Here is a 20,891-nt window from a genome sequence, read left to right as displayed (position 1 = left end):
GCTGTCGGGGATGTCCCTCTCCCGACCGCGCCCGAGGAGGAGGACCATGGGAGTGTGCTCCGCAGGTGGGGATGGCTCGCAGCCCTGGCGCCGCTCGGAGCGGCGTCACTGCTGTACGTCGTGATCGCGCGCGGATTCCTCGCCGGAGCCGCGGATCCCGCCCTCGCCTGGCCCCTGCTCGGCATCCTGCCGTTGTTCGCCTTCAGCATGTGGCTGCTGACGGCCTCCACGGCCCGCTCCGCCCTGTTCCTCGCGTGGGCGGCGACCGCGATGGCGGCGGGCTCGGCGTACGAGACGTTCATGCTGACGAACCCCGACGTGATCCGGGAGCCGTGGTACCCGATCTTCAACCTCCTCGGATTGGCCGCCTCGACCGTCGCGTCCGCCGCGTTCGTCAGCATGTTCGCGACCTTCCCGACGGGCATTCCCGAGCGACGGTGGCAGCGGATCTCGGTCTGGCTGTTCTGGGTTCCGGTCGTCGCGGTGCCGTTCACGCTGCTGGTCGTGCCGCACGTCCTCACGGTGGAGGTGCACGCCGGCCAGGGAGCGGACATCCCGAACCCGTTCGCCCTGCCGGCCCTCGCCTGGGCGGGCCCGATCGTGACGTGGATCGCCTACTCGTGGCCGGCGGTGTTCCTCGCCCTCGCGGTGCTGGTCTCGCGTACGTTCTTCGGCGATCCCGAGGTCCGGGTCCGCACGCGTCCGATGGCCTGGGTCACCTTCGCGATCGTCGTGAGCTACTCGCTCACGCTGTTCCTGCCCGAGGACATCATGCTCAGCGCCGCGGTGCTCGTCATCCTCACGGCGGTCCCGCTCGTGGCGATCCATGGCATCCTCCGCTACGGCGCCTTCGACGTCGCCGCCGAGGATCGCGCGCGCTTCGTGACCCGGTCCGCCGACGTGCTCACCACCGTGCTCTACGGCATCGCGGTCGTCGCCCCCGCCGTGCTGCTCGCCGGGTCCTTGACGCCGCTCGGGATCGCGTTCCTCACGGCCCTCGTCGCCGTCGCCCTGCTCCCCGTGCGCGGGTGGCTGCAGCGGTGGTTCCATCGGCTCGTGTTCGGCGACCGCGACCGCCAGCTGGCGATGCTCAGCGAGCTCGGCGCCGAGCTCGAGCGCTCGGCCGATCCCGGTGAGCTCCTGACGCAGCTGGCGGCCGCCGTGGCCGACGGACTCGGCGCATCGTGGGTGCGCATCCGCCTCGCGGCGACGGATGGCGCGCTCGCCGCGTCGCCCGCGGGCGTCGCCGGCGACGTGGTGGGCGAGCCGGTCGAGGCGGCCGACCTCGTGCACGCCGACGAGGTCCTCGGCCGCATCGAGGTGGGGAAGCGCCACCGAGAGGAGTACAGCGACGCCGAACGCGCGCTGCTGCGCACGGTCGCCGGCCAGGCCGCGGCATCCGTCGCCAACGTGCGCCTGACGGCGCGGCTCGCCGAGCAGCTCGCGGAGCTCACCGCCTCCCGCGAGCGCCTCGTGGCGGCGCAGGACGACGAGCGCCGGCGGCTGGAGCGCGACCTCCACGACGGCATCCAGCAGGACATCGTGGCGCAGATCGCCGGCCTCCGACTGGCGCGGAACCGGCTGGAGCGCGGTCAGCTCGGCACGGCCGAGTTGAGCGAGCTGCAGCAGCAGGCCCGCCAGACCCTCACCGACCTGCGCGAGCTCGCGCACGGCATCCACCCGCCGGTGCTGAGCGACAACGGGCTCGTGGCCGCGATCGAGTCGGGTGCGGCTCGATTCCCGATCCCGCTCACCGTGCACGCCGACGCGCGAGTCCGCACCGAGCGGTATCCCGACGACGTGGAGACGACCGCCTACTACGTGGTGCGCGAGGCCCTGGCGAACACCGCAAAGCACGCGCACGCCAGCCAGGCGACCGTGGCCCTGGCCCGGACCGATGGGCGGCTGCACGTCTCGATCCGCGATGACGGATGCGGCCTGGGTGCCGTCTCCCCGGTGTCGAACGCGAGCGGCGGGCTCGCGAACATCCGCGACCGCGTCGCCGTGCTGCGCGGCACGGTCCGGATCTCCGGCGCCGGACTTTCCGGCGCCGGCACGACGGTGGACGTGGACCTGCCGGTCCGGGGATCCGCCGCGGCCGATCGAGGGGCACCGCAGAGCCCATGAGGGGATGGAGGACAGCCCCCACGCGCGGACATGGATGGCCCTCTCCCGCGAGGGCCATGGCAGGAGGACGATAGGACCGTGGACCGGAGGTGGGTGTGCCTCGCAGTGCTCGGCCCGATCGGGGTCGCCGCATTGGTCTACGTCGTCGTGATGCGTGGCTTCCTCTACGCCGACGTCACCACCGACCACGGCCTCGCCTGGCCGCTGCTCGGCGCGCTGCCGCTGTTCGTGTTCGGCATGTGGCTGCTCACGGTGTCGGCGTCGCGGATCGCCCTGCTCATCGCGCTCGGATCGACCGCGATGCTCGTCGGCTCGGCCTTCGAGACGTTCGTGCACTTCAATCCCGGGGTCCTGATGGAGCCGTGGTTCCCGCTCGTCAACGTCCTCGGCCTGACCACCGATGCGGTGGCCACGTCCACACTGCTGATCGTGTTCGCGACCTTCCCCGACGGCCGGCCCGAGCAACGGTGGCAGCGGATCGCGGTCATCTTCCTCTGGACCCCCGTGCTCGTGGGTCCGCTCACCCTGCTCACGTCCCCGCACGTCGTGATGTCGCAGTTCATCGGGATCAGCGGCGAGTCGATCCCCAACCCGTTCTTCGTGCCGTGGCTCGAGTGGGCGGAACCGGCGGTGCACTACCTCGTCGTCCAGGCGTGGGCGGCCGTCGCCCTCGGCCTCACCGTGCTCGCGTCCCGAGCGCTCTTCGGCGAACCGGAGGTGCGCGCTCGCACCCGCGTCATGGCCCTGGCGGTCGCCGGGGCGATCCTCGCGTTCGGGCTGTGGACCTTCGTGCCGGGCCTCTGGGGCGTCGAGTTCCTGGTCTACGCGTCGATGATCGCCATTCCGGTCGCGGCGATCCACGGCATCCTCCGGTACGGCGCGTTCGACATCGATCCCGGCGATCGCGGCGCGCGCGTCGAGCGCTCGTCGAACCTGCTCATCACGGTCGTCTACGCGGCAGGCGTCGCGACGCCCGCCCTGCTGCTCGCGCCCCCGCTCCGCACCCTGCCGGCGATCCTGCTCACGACGTTGCTCGCGGTCGTGCTGCTGCCCGCGCGCAGCTGGATGCAGCGGCGGCTGCACCGCGCACTGTTCGGCGACCGCGACCGGCAGTTCACGATGCTGAGCGAGCTCGGCGCGCAGCTCGAACGCGCCGGCGACCCGCGCGAGCTGCTCACCAGTCTCGCCGACGCGGTCCGCGACGGACTCGACGCGTCGTGGGTGCGGATCCGGCTGGCGTCGACGGATGCCGCGTTCGCCGCGGTGCCCATCGGCGTCGGTGGCGAGGTCGCGGGCGATCCGGTCGAGTCGTGCGACCTCGTGCGCGGCGAGGAGACCCTCGGGCGCATCGAGGTGGGGCCGCGGCGCCGCGGCGACTACGGCGACGCGGAGCGCGCACTCCTGCGAACGGTCGCGGGTCAGGCCGCGGCATCCGTCGCGAACGTGCGCCTGACGGCGCAGCTCGCCGAGCAGCTCGACGAACTGCGCGCCTCCCGGGAGCGGCTCGTCGCCGCGCAGGACGACGAGCGCCGGCGCCTCGAGCGCGACCTGCACGACGGCATCCAGCAGGACGTCGTCGCGCAGATCGCCGGACTGCGCCTCGCCCGCAATCGACTCCAGCGCGGGGAGCTCACGACGGAGGAGCTCGTCGAGCTGCAGGACCAGGCACGTGAGACGCTCACCGACCTGCGCGAGCTCGCCCGCGGCATCCACCCGCCCGTCCTGAGCGACAACGGCCTGGTCGCCGCGGTGGAGTCGGGGGTCTCGCGGTACCCGATCCCCCTCACGGTCGAGGCGGATGCCGCGGTGCGGGCGGAGCGGTACTCCGACGACGTGGAGACGACCGCGTACTACGTGGTGCGCGAGGCGCTCGCGAACACCGCGAAGCACGCGCACGCGACCCACGCCTCCGTCGAGCTCGCGCGCAGCAACGGCCACCTGCGCATCGCGATCACCGACGACGGTCGCGGACTCGGCGCCCTCTCGCCCGCCTCCGTGTCGAGCGGCGGCCTCGCGAACATCCGCGACCGCGTGGCGGCGCTCCGTGGCACGGTGAGCGTCTCGGCGGCGCAGCCGTCTGGCACGACCGTGCTGGTGGACCTGCCCGTGGACCGCCCCGATCGCCCGGCCGACCGTGAGGCGGATCCCGTTGGATGAGACGGGCACGCTGCGGGTCGTGATCGCCGAGGACAACTACCTCGTGCGGGAGGGGCTGCGCCGCCTGCTCGAGGACTCGGGCGAGATCGACGTGGTCGCCTCCACGGGCAACGCGACCGAGCTGCTCGACGCCGTACGGCGACTCGACCCGCACGCGGTGCTCACCGACATCCGGATGCCGCCGGGTCATCACATGGAGGGCATCGAGGCCGCCCGCGACATCCGTGCGGCTCATCCCGAGACGGGCGTGGTGGTGCTCTCGCAGCACGCCGACGAGAGCTACGCGCTCGCGCTGTTCTCCGACGGCTCGGCGGGGCTCGGGTACCTGTTGAAGGACCGCATCGGCGACCTCGAGGACCTCGTGCACGCACTCCGCGAGGTCTGCGCCGGCGGTTCGGTGATCGACCCGCAGATCGTGGACACGCTCGTGCGCCGACGCAGCGCGGGCGCGTCGAGTCCGCTCTCGGCACTGTCGCCGCGCGAGCTCGAGGTGCTGCGCGAGATGGCGCAGGGCAAGACCAACGCCGGCATCGAGCAGGCGCTGTTCCTGTCGTCGTCGACGGTCGAGAAGCACGTGAACGCGATCTTCACGAAGCTGCGGCTGCCCGAGTCGGGTGTGCACCGGCGGGTGGCCGCGGTGCTGGCGTTCCTGCAGAACAACGGCGGGTAGCAGCGGACGCGGGCCGGCGGCGCTACTCCCCGCCCTTTCGGTCGCGCATCAGGTGCTCGTCGAACCACGCCCGGACCCGCTCCTCGGGGAACTCCTCGAGCGAGTGGAACACCGCCATCACGTCGTCGGGGGTCGCACCCGCGCCGGCCTCCACCTGCACCCAGCGGGTGCCGACATTCGTACCGACGACGGAACCGTCGATGGTCGCCCAGCCGCCGTCGACGACCACGCAGCGGTCGGCGAACTCGGCCATCGTCTCGTCGCCCTCGGAGGACTCGGTGCCGACGAGGCGCCAGCAGGCGAAGGCGTCGGGATCGTACGGCCCCGATCCGCCGGTCGGCGTGGTGAGGATCACGAGCTCGCGGCCGTCGCGGTCGACGGCGACCTGGGCCGCGTCCGTCGACGCGGAGGTCAGCGTGATGGTCGTGCCGGCGAGGTCGGTGCCGAGCGGGTCGACCAGGCCGTCGAACGCCTGCTCCACCGACGCCCGCTGCGCGCGTTCCTCGGCGGCGGCCCGCTCCGCGGCATGCGCGAACACGGGAATCAGCAGCGGAGTCGCGATCAGCACCGCGCTGACGGCACCCGCGAACCTCCACCGACCCGGGAGTGCGAGCATCGAGAGCGAGCCGACGGCGCCACCGATCGCGAGGGCAGCGGGCATCCCGTACACCGTGTCGAACGGGATCCGGCCGCTTCCGATGATCGCCCGCCACACGCCCGCCGGCGGGAGGAGCGCCAGCATGATCGACGCGATCCAGCGCGCTCGGCCCGTCACCGCGCGGAAGAGCACCGTCATCGCGAGCGCACTGCCGACGAGCGTGACGGCCAGGAGGACGAAGCCCCACGGAGCTCGGAACAGCACGCCGACCACTGCGGAGGAGAGCAGCATCGTCGCGATTCCGGCGATCCCGGCCACGGCGAACGGGATGACGGCGAGTGGCCGAGACGAGCCCGGTTCCGCGGTCGGGGCTTGGGTCGGGGCGTCGGTTCGCGGCAGGGCACTCACGGCTCGACGGTAGCGGCCAGCGGCTCGGCCGGGAAGAGCGGCTCGTCGGGACGACCGGCCGCCGCTCTTGACACGCGGTCGGCCGCGTGCCTTAATGGAACCAGATAGTTCCAGAACCGATTGGTACGAGACATGACGACCGACGCGCTGAGCCGAACGTTCCAGGCCCTTGCCGACCCCACCAGGCGATCGATCCTCGCTCGCCTCGCAGAGGTGGGCGAGGCATCCGTCGCCGAGCTCGCCGCGCCCTTCGACCTGACGCAGCGCGCCATCTCGAAGCACGTCGGCGTGCTCGAGGAGGCCGGCCTGGTGGCGCGGAGCCGTGACGCGCAACGCCGGCCCAGCCGACTGCGCGTCGAGCCGCTCACCGAGGTCGACCGTTGGCTCGACGGGTACCGCGGCATCTGGGACGAGCGATTCGCCGCCCTCCGCGAGGAACTCGCGCGCGACGAGATCGCGAACCACGCCGAGGACGCAACCGATGAAGGGAAGACCCCATGAGCACGACCGAAGCCGACCGCGGGATCGCGGTCGAGATCGAGCAGGAGTTCGCTGCGGCATCCGACCGGGTGTTCGCATTCTGGACCGAACCCGAGGCACTCGCGCGCTGGTTCGCGCCCGTCGGCTACACGACCGTTGCGGCCGAGGCCGATGCCCGGCCCGGCGGAGCGTGGCGGCTCGACTTCCGCTCGGACGACGGTCGCCACGCGTACACCGAGCGCGGCGCGTTCCTCGAACTCGACCCTCCCCATCGCATCCGGCTCACGCTGACCCAGGTCGACGGCGGGCAGTCGAACCCCGAGACGGTCGTCACCGTCGAGTTCGACGAGGTCGGCACCCCGGATGCCCCGCGCACGCGCATGACGTTCCGCCAGACGGGCTACGCCGACGTCGAGCGTCGCGACCAGATCGCCGAGGGCTGGCGCGGCTGCTTCGCGAAGCTCGAGCGGGCGCTCGGGACGAACGATTCGCAGCAAGTATCGATTGACAAACGATAGAAAGATCGCGATAGTCGATGCATGCAGAAGATGGATTGGATCGTCGTCCCGCTCAGGGTGTTGCTCGTGCTGGTGTTCGTCGGCCTGCTCGTGGCGCAGTTCCTGAGCCTGCCCGGCGAGTTCCGGCAGACGGCCGAGGAGCATCCCGAGGCGGGGTTCATCCCGTGGCTGCTGCTGACGTTCGCGATCCTCGAGGTGCTGTGCATCCAGATCGTGATCGTCTGCACGTGGCGGCTGCTCACCCTCGTCAGGGCCGATCGCATCTTCAGCGAGGAGTCGTTCGTGTGGGTCGACGTGATCGTGTGGACGATGGTCGCCGCATGGGTGCTCCTCGCGGGAGTGTCCGCCTACCTCGTCGGCATCATCTACTTCACGCCCGAGCTTCGCGACCCCGGCACCCCCATCCTCCTGATCGGGATGACGCTCATCGGCGGCGTCGTGGTGCTGACGATCGTGGTGCTGCGCGCCCTGCTGCGGCAGGCCACCGTGCTGCGCACGGACCTGGAGGAAGTGATCTGATGCCGATCGTGGTGCGGATCGACGTCGAGCTCGCCAAGCGCAAGATGAGCGTGGGCGAGTTCGCCGAGCGGGTCGGGCTCACGCCGGCGAACGTGGCCGTGCTGAAGAACGGGCGCGCGAAGGCGGTGCGCTTCAGCACGCTCGATGCCATCTGCCGTGTGCTCGAGTGCCAGCCGGGCGACCTGCTCGAGTGGGTCGAGGAGGACGAGGCCGAGCCGGCGGGGGCCTCATAGCACGACGCTGCTGAGCACCTCGGTCGCGGCGATTTTGTAGGCGCCGGCCTCGTCGACGAGGCGATACGCCGTCACCTCCTGCACGACGCTCCCGTCGGTGAAGGAGTAGGTGAGCGTCGCCTGGCCCTGATCGGGCCCGGTCGCGCTCACGTCCGAGATCGAGACGACCGCGACCTCGTTCCAGAAGGCGTCGTAGGCGCCTCGTCCGCCGACGTGATTCTCCTGGTAGTCGACGGTCATCATCGTCCAGGCGGTGTCCAGGTCGCCGGGCATGAGTGCGTAGTAGCCCGTGAGCGTGTCGACCACCCGCTGCTCGGGGCTCGGCGGCGGCGGCGCCGCCTCGGGGGTCTCCTCGGGTGGGGCGGACGGACTCGGCGACGCCGGCGGCGGCGACTCGGTCTCGGGAGGCGGCGTCTCGGCAGCCGACGTCTCGGCGGCGGTCGGCTCCTCGCTGGCGGCCGGCGCTCCCGCTTCGCCCGCGCCCTGCCGCAGCGCGCCGAACAGGATCACTCCGCCGGCGATCAGGATGCCCACCATGACCAGGACGCCGACCAGCGCCCCCGATCGGCGGCGGGGCGGCGGCGCGGCATCCGCTGCCGCTGTGCGCTCGGGTGGAGGCGTCGGCGGAGCCTGCGTGAGCCACGCCAACGAGGGCGACGCTCCCGCCGCGCCCAGCCGTTCCGTCGTCGCCGTCGCTTCCGGCGCCTCGAGCCGCTCCGTCGCGGCGGGCGGCTGCTCCGGCGCGTCGAGCCGATCCCTCGCGTCGGTCGGCCCCGCCGTCTCGTCGAGCCGCTCGGTCTCGTCGAGCTGCCCCGTCGCGTCGGTCGGCCCCGCCGTCTCGTCGAGCCGCTCGGTCTCGTCGAGCCGCTCCGTCGCGTCCGTCTGCCCCGCCGCTTCGTCGAGCAGCTCGGTGTCGGCCGTGTGGCCGGCCTGCCGCGTCGCCTCGGGCGTCGGCGACGGGCCGACGCCGGCCGCGGCGACGAGCGGCGCCGTCGGGAGCTCGGATGTCGCGGCCGCCTCGGTGCTCTCGTGCATCGCGGACAACCGGGTGGCGATCGTCTTCATGCCGGGCCGTCGCCTGGGGTCGGCCGACAGCATGCTTCGCAGCAGCGGGGCGAGTGCGCCGGCGTGCTCGGGAGGCGGATGGTGGCCCCGCGCGACTCGGTGCAGCAGTGCGAGCGCGTTGACGTCCGCGCCGAAGGGCGGCGCGCCCTCGAGCATCGCGTACAGCGTCGAGCCGAGCGAGAACACGTCCGACGCGAAGCTCGACGGCTTGCCCTGGGCGACCTCCGGGGCGAGGTAGGCGGGAGTGCCGTGCACCATCCCCGTCGCGGTGATGGTGGTGTCGCCGAGCGCGTGCGAGATGCCGAAGTCGCTGATCATGGCCGAGCCGTCCTCGGTGATGAGGATGTTGCCCGGCTTCACGTCCCGGTGCACGATCCGCAGCTTGTGGGCGGCCGCCAGTGCGGAGCTCACCTGGGCGCCGATCCGCGCGGTCTCCCGTGGCGAGAGCGTGCCGTGCTCCCGGAGCAGGACCGACAGCGGCGTGGATTCGACCAGCTGCATCACGATGCAGGGCTGACCCTCGTGCTCGACGACGTCGAACACCGTCACGGCGTGCGGATGGTGCAGTCCCGCCGTGATGCGCGCTTCGCGCATGGCCCGATTCGTCGCGACCTCACGTTCGCGATCGCCGAGGTCGGGCTGCGTGCGCAGCATCTTGAGCGCCACCGCTCGGTGCAGGCGCTCGTCCCACGCATGCCACACCACGCCCATTCCACCTGAGCCGATCAGCTTGACCAGCCGGTAGCGGTCGGCGACGAGGGTCGTCGGACTGCTCATCGAGCTCGCTCCTTCGGTTCCCTCGACGGTACGCCCGCGCGGCCATTTGCTCAGGGGCCTTGCGGCGACGGCCCGGGTGTGGAAGCCGTCGCGGTGCTCGCACAACCCCTTCCGATCCGGCGGCCGCCGTGGCTAGCGTGGAACGAGCGGGGACGGCGCGCGGCATCCGTCGACCGACCGACCCGGAGAGGACTGCGACGCATGGACATCACCGACCCCGGCCCCGAGCCGAACGCGTTCGACATCGAGACCGCGACCAAGCAGAACGCCAACTACCGCACGGTGGCGTGGAGCGGCAAGTACCTGCAGGTGACGCTCATGTCGATTCCGGTGGGCGAGTCGATCGGCCTCGAGGCGCACCCCGAGACCGATCAGTTCCTGCGCCTCGATGCGGGCCGGGGTCGCGTGAAGATGGGCCCGTCGAAGGACGAGCTGAACTTCCAGCGGGATGTCTCCGACGGCTGGAGCATCCAGGTGCCCGCGGGTACCTGGCACGACGTCGAGAACACCGGCGACGAGCCGCTGCGCCTCTACACCGTGTACGCACCCGTGCACCACGCGGCCGGCAAGGTGCAGAAGACGGCGGATGACGCGGAGCGCGACGAGGACGCGGGCGCCGACGAGCCGCCGTCGTGGGCCGTCGAGCCCGAGGACGGCGAGCCCGACCAGCACGCCTGACGGCCGGACCGCGCGCCGCATCCTCGTGGGGGAGCAGCGGCCCGCGGTTCCGGAGCGCTCAGCCGGTGATCTCCGGCGAGACGTCGACGAGCACCTTGCCCACGGTGCCGGCCTCCACCGCGTCGTGGGCTGCCGCGGTGCGTTCGAGGGGGAAGCGCGTGAGCGGAAGCCCCGCCTCCTCGCCGACGCCGAGCGCCCCGTCGCCGAGCGCGCGGGTGATGTCCTCGGCGGCGGCCGCGAGGGCGGCATCGCCCACGGTGTAGAGCAGCAGGAACTGGTACCTGACGTTGAGCGAGAAGTGCCGGCGGACGTCGAGCGTCATCTCCGCGCCGCCGTCCGTCGCGTAGACCGAGACGGTGCCGTGGTTGGCGATCACGCTCGCGTTCAGCGCGGCGTTCCGCGCCGGTGAGACCTCCACCACGTGGTCGACGCCGTCGGGCGCGACCGCGCGGATCGCCGTCGCGGTGTCGCCCGTCGTGTAGTCCACGACGTGGTGGGCACCCGCCGCGGTGGCGAGCGCGGCCTTCGCGGGCGAGCTCACCGTCGTGACGACCCGGGCGCCCGACCACCGCGCGAGCTGGATCGCGGCGTGCCCGACGGCTCCGGCTCCGCCGGCGACGAGCACCGTGCGGCCCTCGAGTGCTCCGGGCCCGAGCCGGGCGGGTCCGCCGTCGGCGACCGTGAGGGCGCGATGCGCGGTCATCGCGGGCACGCCCAGCGACGCACCGATGTCGAAGCTCGCGGCATCCGGGAGCCTGACGACGCGTTGGGCCGGAACCACCGCGAACTCCTGCGCCGTGCCGGTCGGCCGACCGTGCGCCGCGAGGAACACCCACACCCGGTCGCCGGGCGCGAGACCGGTCACGCCGGAGCCGACCGCATCGACGACGCCGGCGCCGTCCTGGTTCGGAACCACCTCGGGATACGGCGTCGGCGCGCCTGCCCGCGCACCGGCCCGGGCCTTCCAGTCGGTCGGGTTCACACCCGAGACGACGACCCTCACCCGGACCTCGTCGGCCCCGGGTTCCGGGAGCTCGCGGTCCACCACGTGAAGGACGGACGAGTCACCGGTCTCCGAGTACGCCATTGCTCTCATGCTGGAGCCAACGCGACAGGGGCCGCCGTTCTTCCGCACGCGGCATCCGATCGCCGACGTGTCGTGCCGTGTCGTGTCGTGTCGTGTCGAAACCTTGACGGCAGCCATGCGCGCGGAGGACGCTGAACGCATCCGTCATCCGCAGAGGCGCGGGATGCCGCGCGAGGGGGCACGCCACATGGACCTCACGACCGAGCTCACGACCGAGAAGATCGCCCGCGCGTTCTCGAGCCATCGATTCGAGCTCGCACTGCCGCACCTCGCCGACGATGTCGTGTGGACGCTCGTCGGTGCCGACCCCCTCCTCGGTCGGAAGGCCGTGAAGAAGGCCTGCGAGCGCACTGCCGCCGACCTCGCCGGCGTCACGACCGAGTTCCAACGCTTCCGCACGGTGGTCGGCGAGGACAGCGTCGTGGTCGACAGCCTCGCCAGGTACACCGAGCCCGGCGGAGACGTCTCGATCGTCGCGTCGTGCGACGTCTACGACTTCGACGACGGGCGCATCACCGAGATCGTCTCGTACACCGTCGAGCTTCCGAGTTGACACCGGGGCCGCCCCGGTGGGTGGGCGGTTCCCGGCGGCCATCGCGCTGACGCGTCCCGAGCGCTCGCCGGGGAGCGCGCGGGAGTCCGGCGACTTGGCCGTCGGGCGCGCGGACGCGCACGTCCGCGTGTCACACGCGGGCCCAGGCCGGTGTCTCCATGTCGAAGGCACGAAACCGTGCGCGAGACACCTGGAGGAGACATGACCGGCACCGGCACCACCCGCGTACCCCCGACCGAGATCACCGGCCTGTACGGCGGGCTGGTGAAGATGATGAGCCGGAGGATGCTCGGCCAGGTCCCGGAGTCGCTCGGCGTGATGTGGCATCACCCGCGCGTGCTCAAGGACATGATGACCTTCGGTCGCAAGGTCGAGAAATGGGATCGACTCGACCCGAACCTCACGTCGCTCGCGAACATGGCGGCCGCCGCGACCGTCGGCTGCAGCTTCTGCCTCGACCTGCACTACTTCCTGGCGCACAACCACGGACTCGACGAGGAGAAGGCCCGCGACGTGCCGCGGTGGCGCGAATCGTCGCTCTACACGCCCCTCGAGCGGCGGGTCATGGAGTTCGCCGAGGCGATGAGCCAGACCCCGCCGGCGGTGACCGACGAGCTGTGCGCCACCCTGCTCGCCGAGCTCGGCGCTCCGGCGCTGCTCGAGCTCGGCGCGACGGTCGGGTACATGAACGCGGCGGCGCGCACGAACATCGCCCTCGGCATCCACTCGGCGGAGTTCTCGACGGCGTGCGGTCTGCCGCCGCTCGCGGCTCGCACGCCGGCTGGCGTAGCCTCGCAGGCATGAGCGGATGCCCGGCATGAGCGAAGACCCGTTCGTCACCCACCGCGGCCTGCTCTTCACCGTCGCGTACGAGATGCTCGGCTCGGCCGCCGACGCCGAGGACGTGCTGCAGGAGTCCTGGCTGCGGTGGGCCGACGTCGACCGCGGTCAGGTGCGCGACCCGCGCGCCTACCTGGTGCGCATCGTGACCAGGCAGGCGCTCAACCACCTCCGCACGGTCTCGCGCCGCCGCGAGGACTACGTGGGCGAGTGGCTGCCCGAGCCGCTGCTGACGAGTCCGGATGTCGCCGACGACGTCGAGCTCGCCGACAATGTGTCGATCGCGATGCTCACCGTGCTCGAGACCCTCCTGCCGACCGAGCGCGCGGTGTTCGTGCTGCGGGAGGTCTTCGACGTGCCGTACGACGAGATCGCCGAGGCCGTCGACAAGACCCCCGCCGCCGTTCGGCAGATCGCCCACCGCGCCAAGGACCACGTGGCGGCGCGTCGGCCGCGGGTGAACGTGGATCGCACCGAGCAGGCGGAGGTCGTCGCGAAGTTCGTCGCGGCCGTGAACTCGGGGGACGTGCAGGCCCTCATGGACGTGCTGGCTCCCGACGTGGTGTCCGTCGCCGACGGTGGTGGACTGGTGCGCGGGGCGGCACGGCGGCCGATCGTCGGCGCGGAGAAGATGGCACGGTACCTGGTGGGCGGACTCGCGAAGCTCGACCAGCCGTTCGTGGCGAGCGCGATCTGGGTCAACGGCCAGCCAGGCGTCCGCGCCGAGGTCGCCGGCGAGCTGGTCGGCGCGGTGAGCGTCGTCGTCGAGGACGGACGGATCTCGCGCATCTTCTCGATCGCGAACCCCCACAAGCTCGCGTGGCTCGACGAGGAGTCGGCGCTCACGCGCTGAACGCGTGCGCTCGTCGCGCTCCGGCCGGCGCCCCACGCGCAGCGCGCCGTCACGCTCGCCCGTGTCAACCCCACGCTCGGCACGAGCGCGACCGCAGCGAGGCCCCCTAGCGTGGACGCAGACGCGTCCGCGTGCGACGCCCGGCGGGTGGGAGGCACCTCATGACGGCTGCAGCGACACTGCTCATCCTCGGGGCGGACGGCGACCTCACGAAGCGCCTGCTGCTGCCCGGTCTCGGCACGCTCCTGGCGGCGCACGAGGTCGACCTCGAGGTGATCGGTTCGGGGCTGACGGAGCGAACCGACCGGGAATGGCGCGAACTCGTCGCGACCGTGTTCGAGTCCGTGCCCGAGCCGCGGCGCACCCGGTTGCTCGAATCCGCCCGATACATCCGCGGCGATGCGACGGACGCCGACGTGCTCGCGGGCCTGCTCGCGGCATGCGGCGACACCCCGATCGTGTTCTTCGCGCTGCCGCCGGCGGTGACCGCCCGAGTGTGCCTCGTACTGGACGGCCTCGACGTGCCCGACGGGCTGCGACTCGCCCTGGAGAAGCCGTTCGGCACCGATCGCGCCAGCGCGAAGCAACTCAACGCACTGCTGACGCGCATCGTTCCCGAGCGCCGGATCTACCGGATCGACCACTTCCTCGGCCGTGCGACCGTGCTGAACCTGCTCGGCACCCGTTTCGCGAACCGGATGATCGAACCCGTGTGGCACCGCGGTGCCATCGAGCGCATCGAGATCGTGTACGACGAGACGCTCGGCCTCGAGGGCCGCGCCGGGTACTACGACGGCACGGGCGCGCTCGTCGACATGATCCAGAGCCACCTCCTCGCGGTCCTCGCACTCGTCGCGATGGATCCGATCGACCGGGTGGACGAGGTCGTGCTGCGCGATGCGATCGCCGGTGTGCTTCGGGACACCGCCGTCTGGGGCGAAGATCCCGTCGCCGCGAGCCGCCGCGCGCGCTACGTCGCGGGCGAGGTGGATGGCCGGTCGCTCCCGGCGTACGCGGACGAGCCAGGTGTCGACCCCGACCTCGGAACGGAGACGCTCGCACAGGTCGTCGTCGCGATCGACACGGATCGGTGGAGGGGCGTGCCGTTCCTCCTCCGTTCGGGGAAGGCGCTCGGGCGGGCTCGCAAGCTCGTCCGTGCCGTGTTCCGCCCCGCGGAGCCGATCGAGGGACTCGAGGGAACGCCGAGGAGCGACTGGATCGAACTCGACCTCAGCTCGGGCGAGGTGCAGGTGGGGCTGACCATGAACGGCGGCGGCGACCCCTTCGCGCTCGAGCAGACGACCCTCGTCGCCCGTCAGGTGCCCGGCGCCCTGCTGCCGTACGGCGAGGTGCTGAAGGGCATCCTCAGCGACGACCCGACCCTCTCGATCCGCGGCGATGTCGCCGAGGAGTGCTGGCGGATCGTCGAGCCGGTGGCCGCCGCCTGGCGTGCGGGTCGGGTGCCGCTGGAGGAGTACCCGGCCGGGTCCGACGGACCCGACGGGTGGCGGGAAGCGACCCCGGGCTAGCGACTCGGGCGGCCGGGCATCCGTTGCCGCCTCACTCGATGTCGGGGCGCCGGCGATTCCAGTGGACGAGCTTGCCCGGCGCGGTCGACAGCCACAGCTCGCGGATCGTGTCGTCGGGTGCGAGGTCGAGGGCGAGCACGCCGACCACCTCGCCCGTGCGTCGGCGCAGGGCGAGCCCGGGGCGGCCGTTCACGTGCACGACCTCGAACGAGGCATCCGGATGCCGCGTCGGGAGACCGAAGAGGGACCGAGCGACGCGTGCGCGCCCGCGCACCTCCCCGCCGGACTCGTCGCCGGCGTCGACGACCAGGCGGGCATCGGGGTTCAGCACGCTCGCCAGCGCGAGGTCGTCGCGGCCACCGAGGGCGGCGAGGAGGCGAGCGGCGGGATCGTCACGACGCACGGGACGCCACGGCGCCGAGCTTCTGCGGGTTCATCATCCACAGCACCTGGTCGATGCCCTCGGGCGAGGCGACGACGCTGACGACCGCGAAGGTCGTGCCCTCCTTCGACAGGAGGACGGACGGCTGGGCGTTGACCTGGGCGTCGGTGATGATCACGCCGTCCCAGAAGTGCGTGTGGAACGCGCGCACGAACTTCGCGACCGTCACCCGGCCCCGCACCGGGAACTTCGACGCGCGCACCATGCCGCCGCCGTCGGAGTACGACACGACGTCCTCGGCGAAGAGCCGCTCGAGCTCGTCGAGATCGCCCGTCTGCGCGGCGCTCAGGAAGACGGTGAGCAGTCGTCGCTGCTCCGCCTGCGACACCTCGCGCCGGCGCTCGCCGACGAGGTGCTTGCGCGCGCGGCTCACGAGCTGGCGGCACGCGGCCTCCGAGAGCTGCACGATCTCCGAGATCTGCTCGTAGGTGTACGCGAAGGCCTCGCGCAGCACGTAGGCCGCCCGCTCGGTCGGCGTGAGCCGTTCGAGCATGACCAGCACGGCGAATCCGAGCGCCTCGGCTCGTTCGGCGCCGAGCGTCGGATCGCTGCTCGTGTCGACCGGCTCGGGCAGCCACGGTCCGATGTACGTCTCGCGGCGGGCTCGCGCCGACTGCAGTGCGTTGATGGCCAGCCGCGTCGTCGTGGTGGCGAGGAAGGCGGTCGGATCCTGCACGACCGAACGGTCGGTGCCCTGCCAGCGGAGCCACGTCTCCTGCACGAGGTCCTCCGCTTCGGTGGCGCTGCCGAGCATGCGGTAGGCGATGCCGAAGAGCCGCGAGCGCACCGCTCCGAAGGCCGCGAGCGCCTCGTCGAGGTTCTCATCCATGTCGTGGTCCTGTCCGTCGGCGGAGGGGGCCGCATTCGCCCCTCCAGCTCAGACCGCAGCGAGGGCGCGGATGTGACGGCATCCGAGGAGATTCTCCACCGGATGCCGCGGGCGCGCGAGACTCGATACGCAGTCGACGACGGCGGCATCCTGGATCAGGCGTCACGGATGCCCCGGCGGATCCGTTCGATCTCGGGGCGTCACCTGCAGCTCGTCGAGCAGGGCACTGCCGGCGGCCTCGCGTGCCACGGCCCGGCCGAGCTCCGCTGCGGCCTCGCGATACGAGGGGTCGTCGAGGACCTCGGCGACGGCCTTGGCGATCCTCCGCGCGGACGCCCGACGTGAGACCGCGACGCCGGCTCCGCGCGTCGTGACCCGGACGGCGTTGCCGGGCTGGTCGCGGCCGTGATGGAGGATGACGAGCGGCAGTCCGGCGGCGAGCGCCTTGATCACGGTGCCGTGGCCGCCATGCGTGACGACGAGGCGGGCCTCGGGGAGCACCTCGCGATGCGGTGCGGAGGCGACGACGGTGACATTCGCGGGCGCCCGGATCGCGTCGGGCGACACGGCTGGACCGGTGGTCACCAGACCCCGAACGGGCAGGCTCCCGAGCGCGTCGGCGATCCGCTGCAGGCACTCGACGTGGTTCTGGAACGTCGAGGACATGGCCACGAGCACGAGCGGTCCGTCGCCGGCCGGCGGGGTCCAGGCCTCGCCGGCCGCCCACGCAGGGTCGTCGAGGATCGGTCCGACGTAGCGGACATTGTCCGGAACATCGGCCGGGAAGTCGAAGGCGGCCGAGGTGAGCACGAGCATGCGGCGCGCACGGTGCATCTGGTCCCACGTGTGAAGGATCGGATCGAGGCCCCACTCGTGGCGGAGCTCGTTGATGGGCGCGAGCGCGTACGCGTCGATCAGGCGGACGGTTCCCGAGTTCACCGCCCGATCGCGCATCCGGCCGAGCGGCCCCCGGCCCGGCGCGAGTCCGGTGCCCAGTGGCGGCGCGCCGGGCGACGGCAGGGGATAGGTGTTCGGGATGAGCACGTCGAACGGGACTCCGCGCGCCTCCGCCGCGATCATGGCGCCGACCCCCATGAAGGAGGTCAGCACGAGGTCGGGCTGCAGCGACTCGATGGCCGTCGTCGTGTCCGCGGCCTGCCCAGGAGCCGGTCCGGTGATCATGCGATCCGACATGCCTCGAGCGAGGCTCGTCGGCGTGCGCAGCTCCCAATCGCGGAACTCGCCGGCGGGGCTCGCCGACCAGGACCGGTACTCCGCACCGGTGGCGCGGGACTCGTCGGCCATGGAGGCGTCCGCGAGCACAGTGACCCGGTGACCACGCTCGACGACTCGACGCGCCACGCCGAGCTCGGGCGGCACGGTGCCGCCGGCTTCGGTGAGCGCGAACAGGTAGGTGCGCACCGGGTGGCTCGCCGCGGGCCCCCCGGTGACGCCTGCCGACCCGGCGTCCGCCATGCGGGTCATGCTACGCAGTGGGCGCGAGGCGCACCACGTTCCCAGCGGTCGTCCTCGAAGCCGGGTCGCGGGATGATTGACGGAAGGATCGTCAGCCGAGGAGGCGACGCGCATGGCCTTCGACACACCGAACGGAACCCGAGGGGCCCGCCAGCCCGGCCGCAGCCGGCTCGAGCGGTGGGGCAACCGGAAGATGGTGGAGCGCATCCGTCGGAAGGGCACCAGGCGCGGGGACAAGCTGGTGCTCGTCACGATCGGGAAGCGGACCGGTGCCGAGCGGATGACTCCGGTGCGATGGTTCCCCGGGGAGGGCGACACGAAGCTCATCGTGGCCTCCGCGAGCGGCGCCCCGCGCAACCCCGCCTGGTACTACAACATCGCGGCCCACCCCGATCGCGTGCGGATCGAGTTCGCCGGAGAGCGCATCGAGGTCACCCCCGAGCAGCTCCACGGCGCCGACCGCGACGCGGCATGGCGCCAGGTCACGACCACGGCATCGGGATTCGCCAGGTACGGACGGATCACCGACCGGGAGATCCCGGTCATCCGGCTGACGCCGCGGGCGAGCTGACGGCGTCGGGCCCCGCACCCGGCTCCGATCCCATCCGGTCGGGAACTGTCCGAGCCCGGGCGTACGCTCCCGTCATGGCCGTCGAAGCGAGTGGGAAGTACGACGTGAAGCGGGAGCATCCGGAGCTGTACGCGCCCTCGGCGAAGGAGTTCACCGTCGTCGACGTGCCGCGGATGCAGTACCTCGCGGTCGACGGGCACGGGGATCCCAACACGGCTGCGCGGTATCGCGACGCCGTCGAGGCGCTGTTCGGCGTGGCGTACGCGGTGAAGTTCGCCAGTAGGCGAACGCTCCAACGGGACTTCGTGGTGGCACCGCTGGAGGGACTCTGGTGGGCGGAGGATCAGGGCGCCTTCGTCGCGCGCGACAAGGGCGCGTGGAGCTGGAGGCTGCTGATCGCCCAACCCGACTGGATCGACGATGGCGCCGTCGCCGCCGCGATCGACGTCGTGCGCGCGAAGGGCGTGACGGCCGGTGCTCGCGAGAACCCGGCACTCGACGAGCTCCGCCTCGAGCACCTGCACGAGGGGCCGTCGGCGCAGATCCTCCATGTCGGGTCGTACGACGACGAAGCGCCGACCCTCGCGCGCCTGCACGACGAGTGGATGCCGCAGCATGGCCTCACCTTCGGCGGCCCGCACCACGAGGTGTACCTCAGCGACGCCCGGCGCACGGCGCCGGAGAAGCTGCGCACCGTGCTGCGCCAGCCGGTTCGTCCGCTCTGACGGCGCGCGAATCCCGATCGATCGTGCGTTCCGCTAGGGCATCCGCTCGACGCGTCTCTCCTTTCGTGTCACAGATCGGCCTCCGCCGGCGTCGTATGGGTAGGAGGAGCTGAGAGGAGACGAGGATGCCGGTCGATCGGATGCCGCGTTCCGACCTGACGGGTCGGTGGTCACGCCGCCTCGCGCGCTCGCCGCTCGGCAGGCGCGGGGCGGGCGTGCTGGAGGACCTGCGTCATCGCACGGTGCCCGTGCACTGGTCGAACCTGTTCGGGGTGATCGCGCTCGCCTGCGTCGTGGTGATCATGGTGACCGGCGTCATCCTGACGTTCCACTACGTCCCGTCGAGTTCCACCGTCGTGTACGACGGGCGCGTCGCCACGCTGCACGGCCAGGAGGTGTCGAAGGCGTTCGCGTCGACGCTGCACCTCTCGTTCGAGGTTCCGGGTGGCCTGCTGATTCGGCAGGCCCACCACTGGGCCGCGCTGCTGCTGCCCGCTGCGCTGATCGCGCAGCTGCTGGTCACCTTCTTCACCGGGGCCTTCCGGCGGCCGCGACGCGCGGCCTGGGTGCTGTTGTTCCTGATCTTCGTCACCGCGCTCGCCGGAGGCTGGAGCGGGTACGCCCTCCCCGACGACATGCTCTCGGGAACCGGGCTTCGCATCTTCGAGGGGATCCTGCTCGGGATCCCGGTCGTCGGAACGTGGCTCAAGGACCTCTTCTTCGGTGGGCTCTTCCCCGGGCGGATCATCGAGAACCTCTACCCGATCCACGTCGCCGTCGTGCCGGTGATGCTGGTGGCGCTCATCGCGGTGCGTTCCGCGATCCTGTATCGGCAGAAGCCGCCGCAGTTCACGGGCCCCGGACGCACCGCCGCGAACGTCGTGGGCATCCCCCTCGTTCCCAACGCGGCGGCACGTGCCGGCGGGCTCCTCCTCATCGTCACCGGCATCCTGCTCCTGATCTCCGTCACCGTCACGATCAACCCGATCTGGCTGTACGGGCCGGCCTCTCCCGGCAATGCCGGCGCCGGGAGCCAGCCGGACTGGTACACCGGCTTCCTCGATGGGGCGCTCCGCCTGGTGCCGCCGGGCTGGGAGATCGTCGCGTTCGAACAGACCTGGACGCTGGCGCTGCTCGCCCCGCTGGCGGTGGTCACGCTCTTCCTGGGGCTCGTCGCCGCGTATCCGTTCCTCGAGGCGTGGATCACCGGCGACCAGCGCGAGCACCATCTGCTCGACCGCCCGCGGAACGTGCCGACCAGGACCGGGATCGGCGTCGCCGGCATCGTCTTCTTCGGCACGCTCTGGGCGGCCGGAAGCGCGGACCTCATCGCGGTCGCCTTCAGCCTCACGATCGAGGGCGTCGTGCTCGCGATGCAGCTCCTCCTGGTGGTCGGTCCGATCATCGCGTTCACGATCGCCCGACGGGTCTGCGTCGCCCTCCAGCGAAAGGACCGGGAACTCCTGTTGCACGGGTTCGAGACCGGACGTATCGTGCGCCTTCCCGGAGGCGAGTACGTCGAGGTCCACCAGCAGCTGGACGAGTACGACCGCTGGCGGCTGATCGATGTCGAGGCCGTCACGCCGCTCAGGTTGCGACCGTCCGGGGGCCGAATCCGCTGGATGCAGCGCCTGCGGGTGCGACTCTCCCGGTTCTTCCTCGAGGACCGGCTGGAGGCTGAGCAGCCTCTGCTGCCGGCGAGACCCGATCTCTCCTCAGTCTCATCTGCTCCGCACGACTGACTCATCTGCTTCGC

21 protein-coding genes are annotated in these 20,891 nt (G+C 71.7%); 15 read left to right on the top strand and 6 right to left on the bottom strand.

The window, feature by feature from the left end:
* Positions 1–54: 54 nt before the first annotated feature.
* The 3 genes from EV187_RS03960 (at position 55) to EV187_RS03950 (ending at position 4,954) form a co-directional block, all read left to right on the top strand.
* Positions 55–2,127: a sensor histidine kinase gene (locus EV187_RS03960; RefSeq protein WP_130351692.1), complete on the top strand. Its 2,073-nt coding sequence runs from the start codon at positions 55–57 to the stop codon at positions 2,125–2,127.
* Between the two features lie 78 nt (positions 2,128–2,205).
* Positions 2,206–4,284, top strand: coding sequence for a sensor histidine kinase (locus tag EV187_RS03955; protein WP_165391100.1), 2,079 nt, complete (start codon positions 2,206–2,208; stop codon positions 4,282–4,284).
* The gene (locus EV187_RS03950; protein WP_341272745.1) at positions 4,277–4,954 is read left to right on the top strand and encodes a response regulator transcription factor; all 678 of its coding nucleotides are present in this window, start codon (positions 4,277–4,279) and stop codon (positions 4,952–4,954) included. The genes EV187_RS03955 and EV187_RS03950 overlap by 8 nt, the downstream gene beginning before the upstream one ends.
* 22 nt (positions 4,955–4,976) lie before the next feature.
* Here the strand turns inward: EV187_RS03950 and EV187_RS03945 are convergent, their stop codons facing one another.
* On the bottom strand, positions 4,977–5,960 hold the full coding sequence (locus EV187_RS03945; RefSeq protein ID WP_130351690.1) for a hypothetical protein: 984 nt from the start codon (positions 5,958–5,960) through the stop codon (positions 4,977–4,979).
* Between the two features lie 132 nt (positions 5,961–6,092).
* Here EV187_RS03945 and EV187_RS03940 point away from each other — a divergent pair, with 132 nt between their 5' ends.
* The 4 genes from EV187_RS03940 to EV187_RS03925 are packed head-to-tail and all read left to right on the top strand — an operon-like array spanning position 6,093 to position 7,710.
* A complete protein-coding gene (locus EV187_RS03940; protein WP_130351689.1) occupies positions 6,093–6,461 on the top strand; it encodes an ArsR/SmtB family transcription factor in 369 nt (122 codons plus the stop codon).
* Entirely contained in the window at positions 6,458–6,958 is a 501-nt protein-coding gene (locus EV187_RS03935; RefSeq protein WP_130351688.1) for an SRPBCC family protein, read from the top strand. Before EV187_RS03940 ends, EV187_RS03935 begins: the two co-directional genes overlap by 4 nt.
* A 21-nt stretch (positions 6,959–6,979) precedes the next feature.
* Positions 6,980–7,477, top strand: a complete 498-nt coding sequence (locus EV187_RS03930) for a DUF2975 domain-containing protein (RefSeq protein WP_130351687.1) — start codon at positions 6,980–6,982, stop codon at positions 7,475–7,477.
* Complete coding sequence (locus EV187_RS03925; protein WP_130351686.1) at positions 7,477–7,710, top strand: helix-turn-helix domain-containing protein; 234 nt, start codon at positions 7,477–7,479, stop codon at positions 7,708–7,710. The genes EV187_RS03930 and EV187_RS03925 overlap by 1 nt, the downstream gene beginning before the upstream one ends.
* On the opposite strand, the gene EV187_RS03920 is transcribed toward EV187_RS03925, so the two are convergent.
* Entirely contained in the window at positions 7,705–9,552 is a 1,848-nt protein-coding gene (locus tag EV187_RS03920) for a serine/threonine-protein kinase (RefSeq protein ID WP_130351685.1), read from the bottom strand. The two genes, EV187_RS03925 and EV187_RS03920, sit on opposite strands and share 6 nt — an antisense overlap.
* Positions 9,553–9,753: 201 nt before the next feature.
* Here EV187_RS03920 and EV187_RS03915 point away from each other — a divergent pair, with 201 nt between their 5' ends.
* Positions 9,754–10,230 carry a cupin domain-containing protein gene (locus tag EV187_RS03915; protein ID WP_130351684.1) on the top strand — a complete coding sequence of 159 codons (477 nt, stop codon included), beginning with the start codon at positions 9,754–9,756 and terminating at the stop codon, positions 10,228–10,230.
* Positions 10,231–10,288: 58 nt separating this feature from the next.
* Here EV187_RS03915 and EV187_RS03910 read toward each other — a convergent pair whose 3' ends face one another.
* Positions 10,289–11,326 carry an NADPH:quinone reductase gene (locus tag EV187_RS03910; protein ID WP_130351683.1) on the bottom strand — a complete coding sequence of 346 codons (1,038 nt, stop codon included), beginning with the start codon at positions 11,324–11,326 and terminating at the stop codon, positions 10,289–10,291.
* A gap of 178 nt (positions 11,327–11,504) precedes the next feature.
* Between EV187_RS03910 and EV187_RS03905 the strand changes: the two genes are divergently transcribed.
* From EV187_RS03905 to EV187_RS03890, 4 genes are all read left to right on the top strand, one after another.
* On the top strand, positions 11,505–11,870 hold the full coding sequence (locus tag EV187_RS03905) for a nuclear transport factor 2 family protein (protein ID WP_130351682.1): 366 nt from the start codon (positions 11,505–11,507) through the stop codon (positions 11,868–11,870).
* A gap of 201 nt (positions 11,871–12,071) precedes the next feature.
* Positions 12,072–12,674 carry a carboxymuconolactone decarboxylase family protein gene (locus EV187_RS03900; protein ID WP_130351681.1) on the top strand — a complete coding sequence of 201 codons (603 nt, stop codon included), beginning with the start codon at positions 12,072–12,074 and terminating at the stop codon, positions 12,672–12,674.
* A 13-nt stretch (positions 12,675–12,687) separates the two neighbouring features.
* Positions 12,688–13,563 (top strand): RNA polymerase sigma-70 factor, encoded by an 876-nt coding sequence (locus EV187_RS03895; protein ID WP_130351680.1) that lies wholly within the window; start codon positions 12,688–12,690, stop codon positions 13,561–13,563.
* Between the two features lie 161 nt (positions 13,564–13,724).
* Entirely contained in the window at positions 13,725–15,092 is a 1,368-nt protein-coding gene (locus tag EV187_RS03890; RefSeq protein ID WP_130351679.1) for a glucose-6-phosphate dehydrogenase, read from the top strand.
* A 31-nt stretch (positions 15,093–15,123) separates the two neighbouring features.
* On the opposite strand, the gene EV187_RS03885 is transcribed toward EV187_RS03890, so the two are convergent.
* The 3 genes from EV187_RS03885 to EV187_RS03875 form a co-directional block, all read right to left on the bottom strand.
* Entirely contained in the window at positions 15,124–15,495 is a 372-nt protein-coding gene (locus tag EV187_RS03885; protein WP_130351678.1) for a sigma-70 family RNA polymerase sigma factor family protein, read from the bottom strand.
* Positions 15,485–16,363, bottom strand: a complete 879-nt coding sequence (locus EV187_RS03880) for an RNA polymerase sigma-70 factor (protein ID WP_130351677.1) — start codon at positions 16,361–16,363, stop codon at positions 15,485–15,487. Before EV187_RS03880 ends, EV187_RS03885 begins: the two co-directional genes overlap by 11 nt.
* Before the next feature lie 162 nt (positions 16,364–16,525).
* Positions 16,526–17,839: a glycosyltransferase gene (locus EV187_RS03875; protein ID WP_242609420.1), complete on the bottom strand. Its 1,314-nt coding sequence runs from the start codon at positions 17,837–17,839 to the stop codon at positions 16,526–16,528.
* A gap of 112 nt (positions 17,840–17,951) precedes the next feature.
* Here EV187_RS03875 and EV187_RS03870 point away from each other — a divergent pair, with 112 nt between their 5' ends.
* From EV187_RS03870 to qcrB, 3 genes are all read left to right on the top strand, one after another.
* Positions 17,952–18,410, top strand: coding sequence for a nitroreductase/quinone reductase family protein (locus tag EV187_RS03870; protein WP_207221725.1), 459 nt, complete (start codon positions 17,952–17,954; stop codon positions 18,408–18,410).
* 74 nt (positions 18,411–18,484) lie between these two features.
* Entirely contained in the window at positions 18,485–19,135 is a 651-nt protein-coding gene (locus EV187_RS03865; protein WP_130351676.1) for a GyrI-like domain-containing protein, read from the top strand.
* 125 nt (positions 19,136–19,260) lie between these two features.
* Positions 19,261–20,877, top strand: a complete 1,617-nt coding sequence (qcrB, locus tag EV187_RS03860) for a cytochrome bc1 complex cytochrome b subunit (protein ID WP_130351675.1) — start codon at positions 19,261–19,263, stop codon at positions 20,875–20,877.
* Positions 20,878–20,891 lie beyond the last annotated feature (14 nt).

It is taken from the genome of Agromyces ramosus (genome assembly GCF_004216665.1).
In the GTDB taxonomy this organism is placed as follows: Bacteria; Actinomycetota; Actinomycetes; order Actinomycetales; family Microbacteriaceae; genus Agromyces; species Agromyces ramosus.
This window is presented reverse-complemented; position numbering and strand designations above follow the sequence as displayed.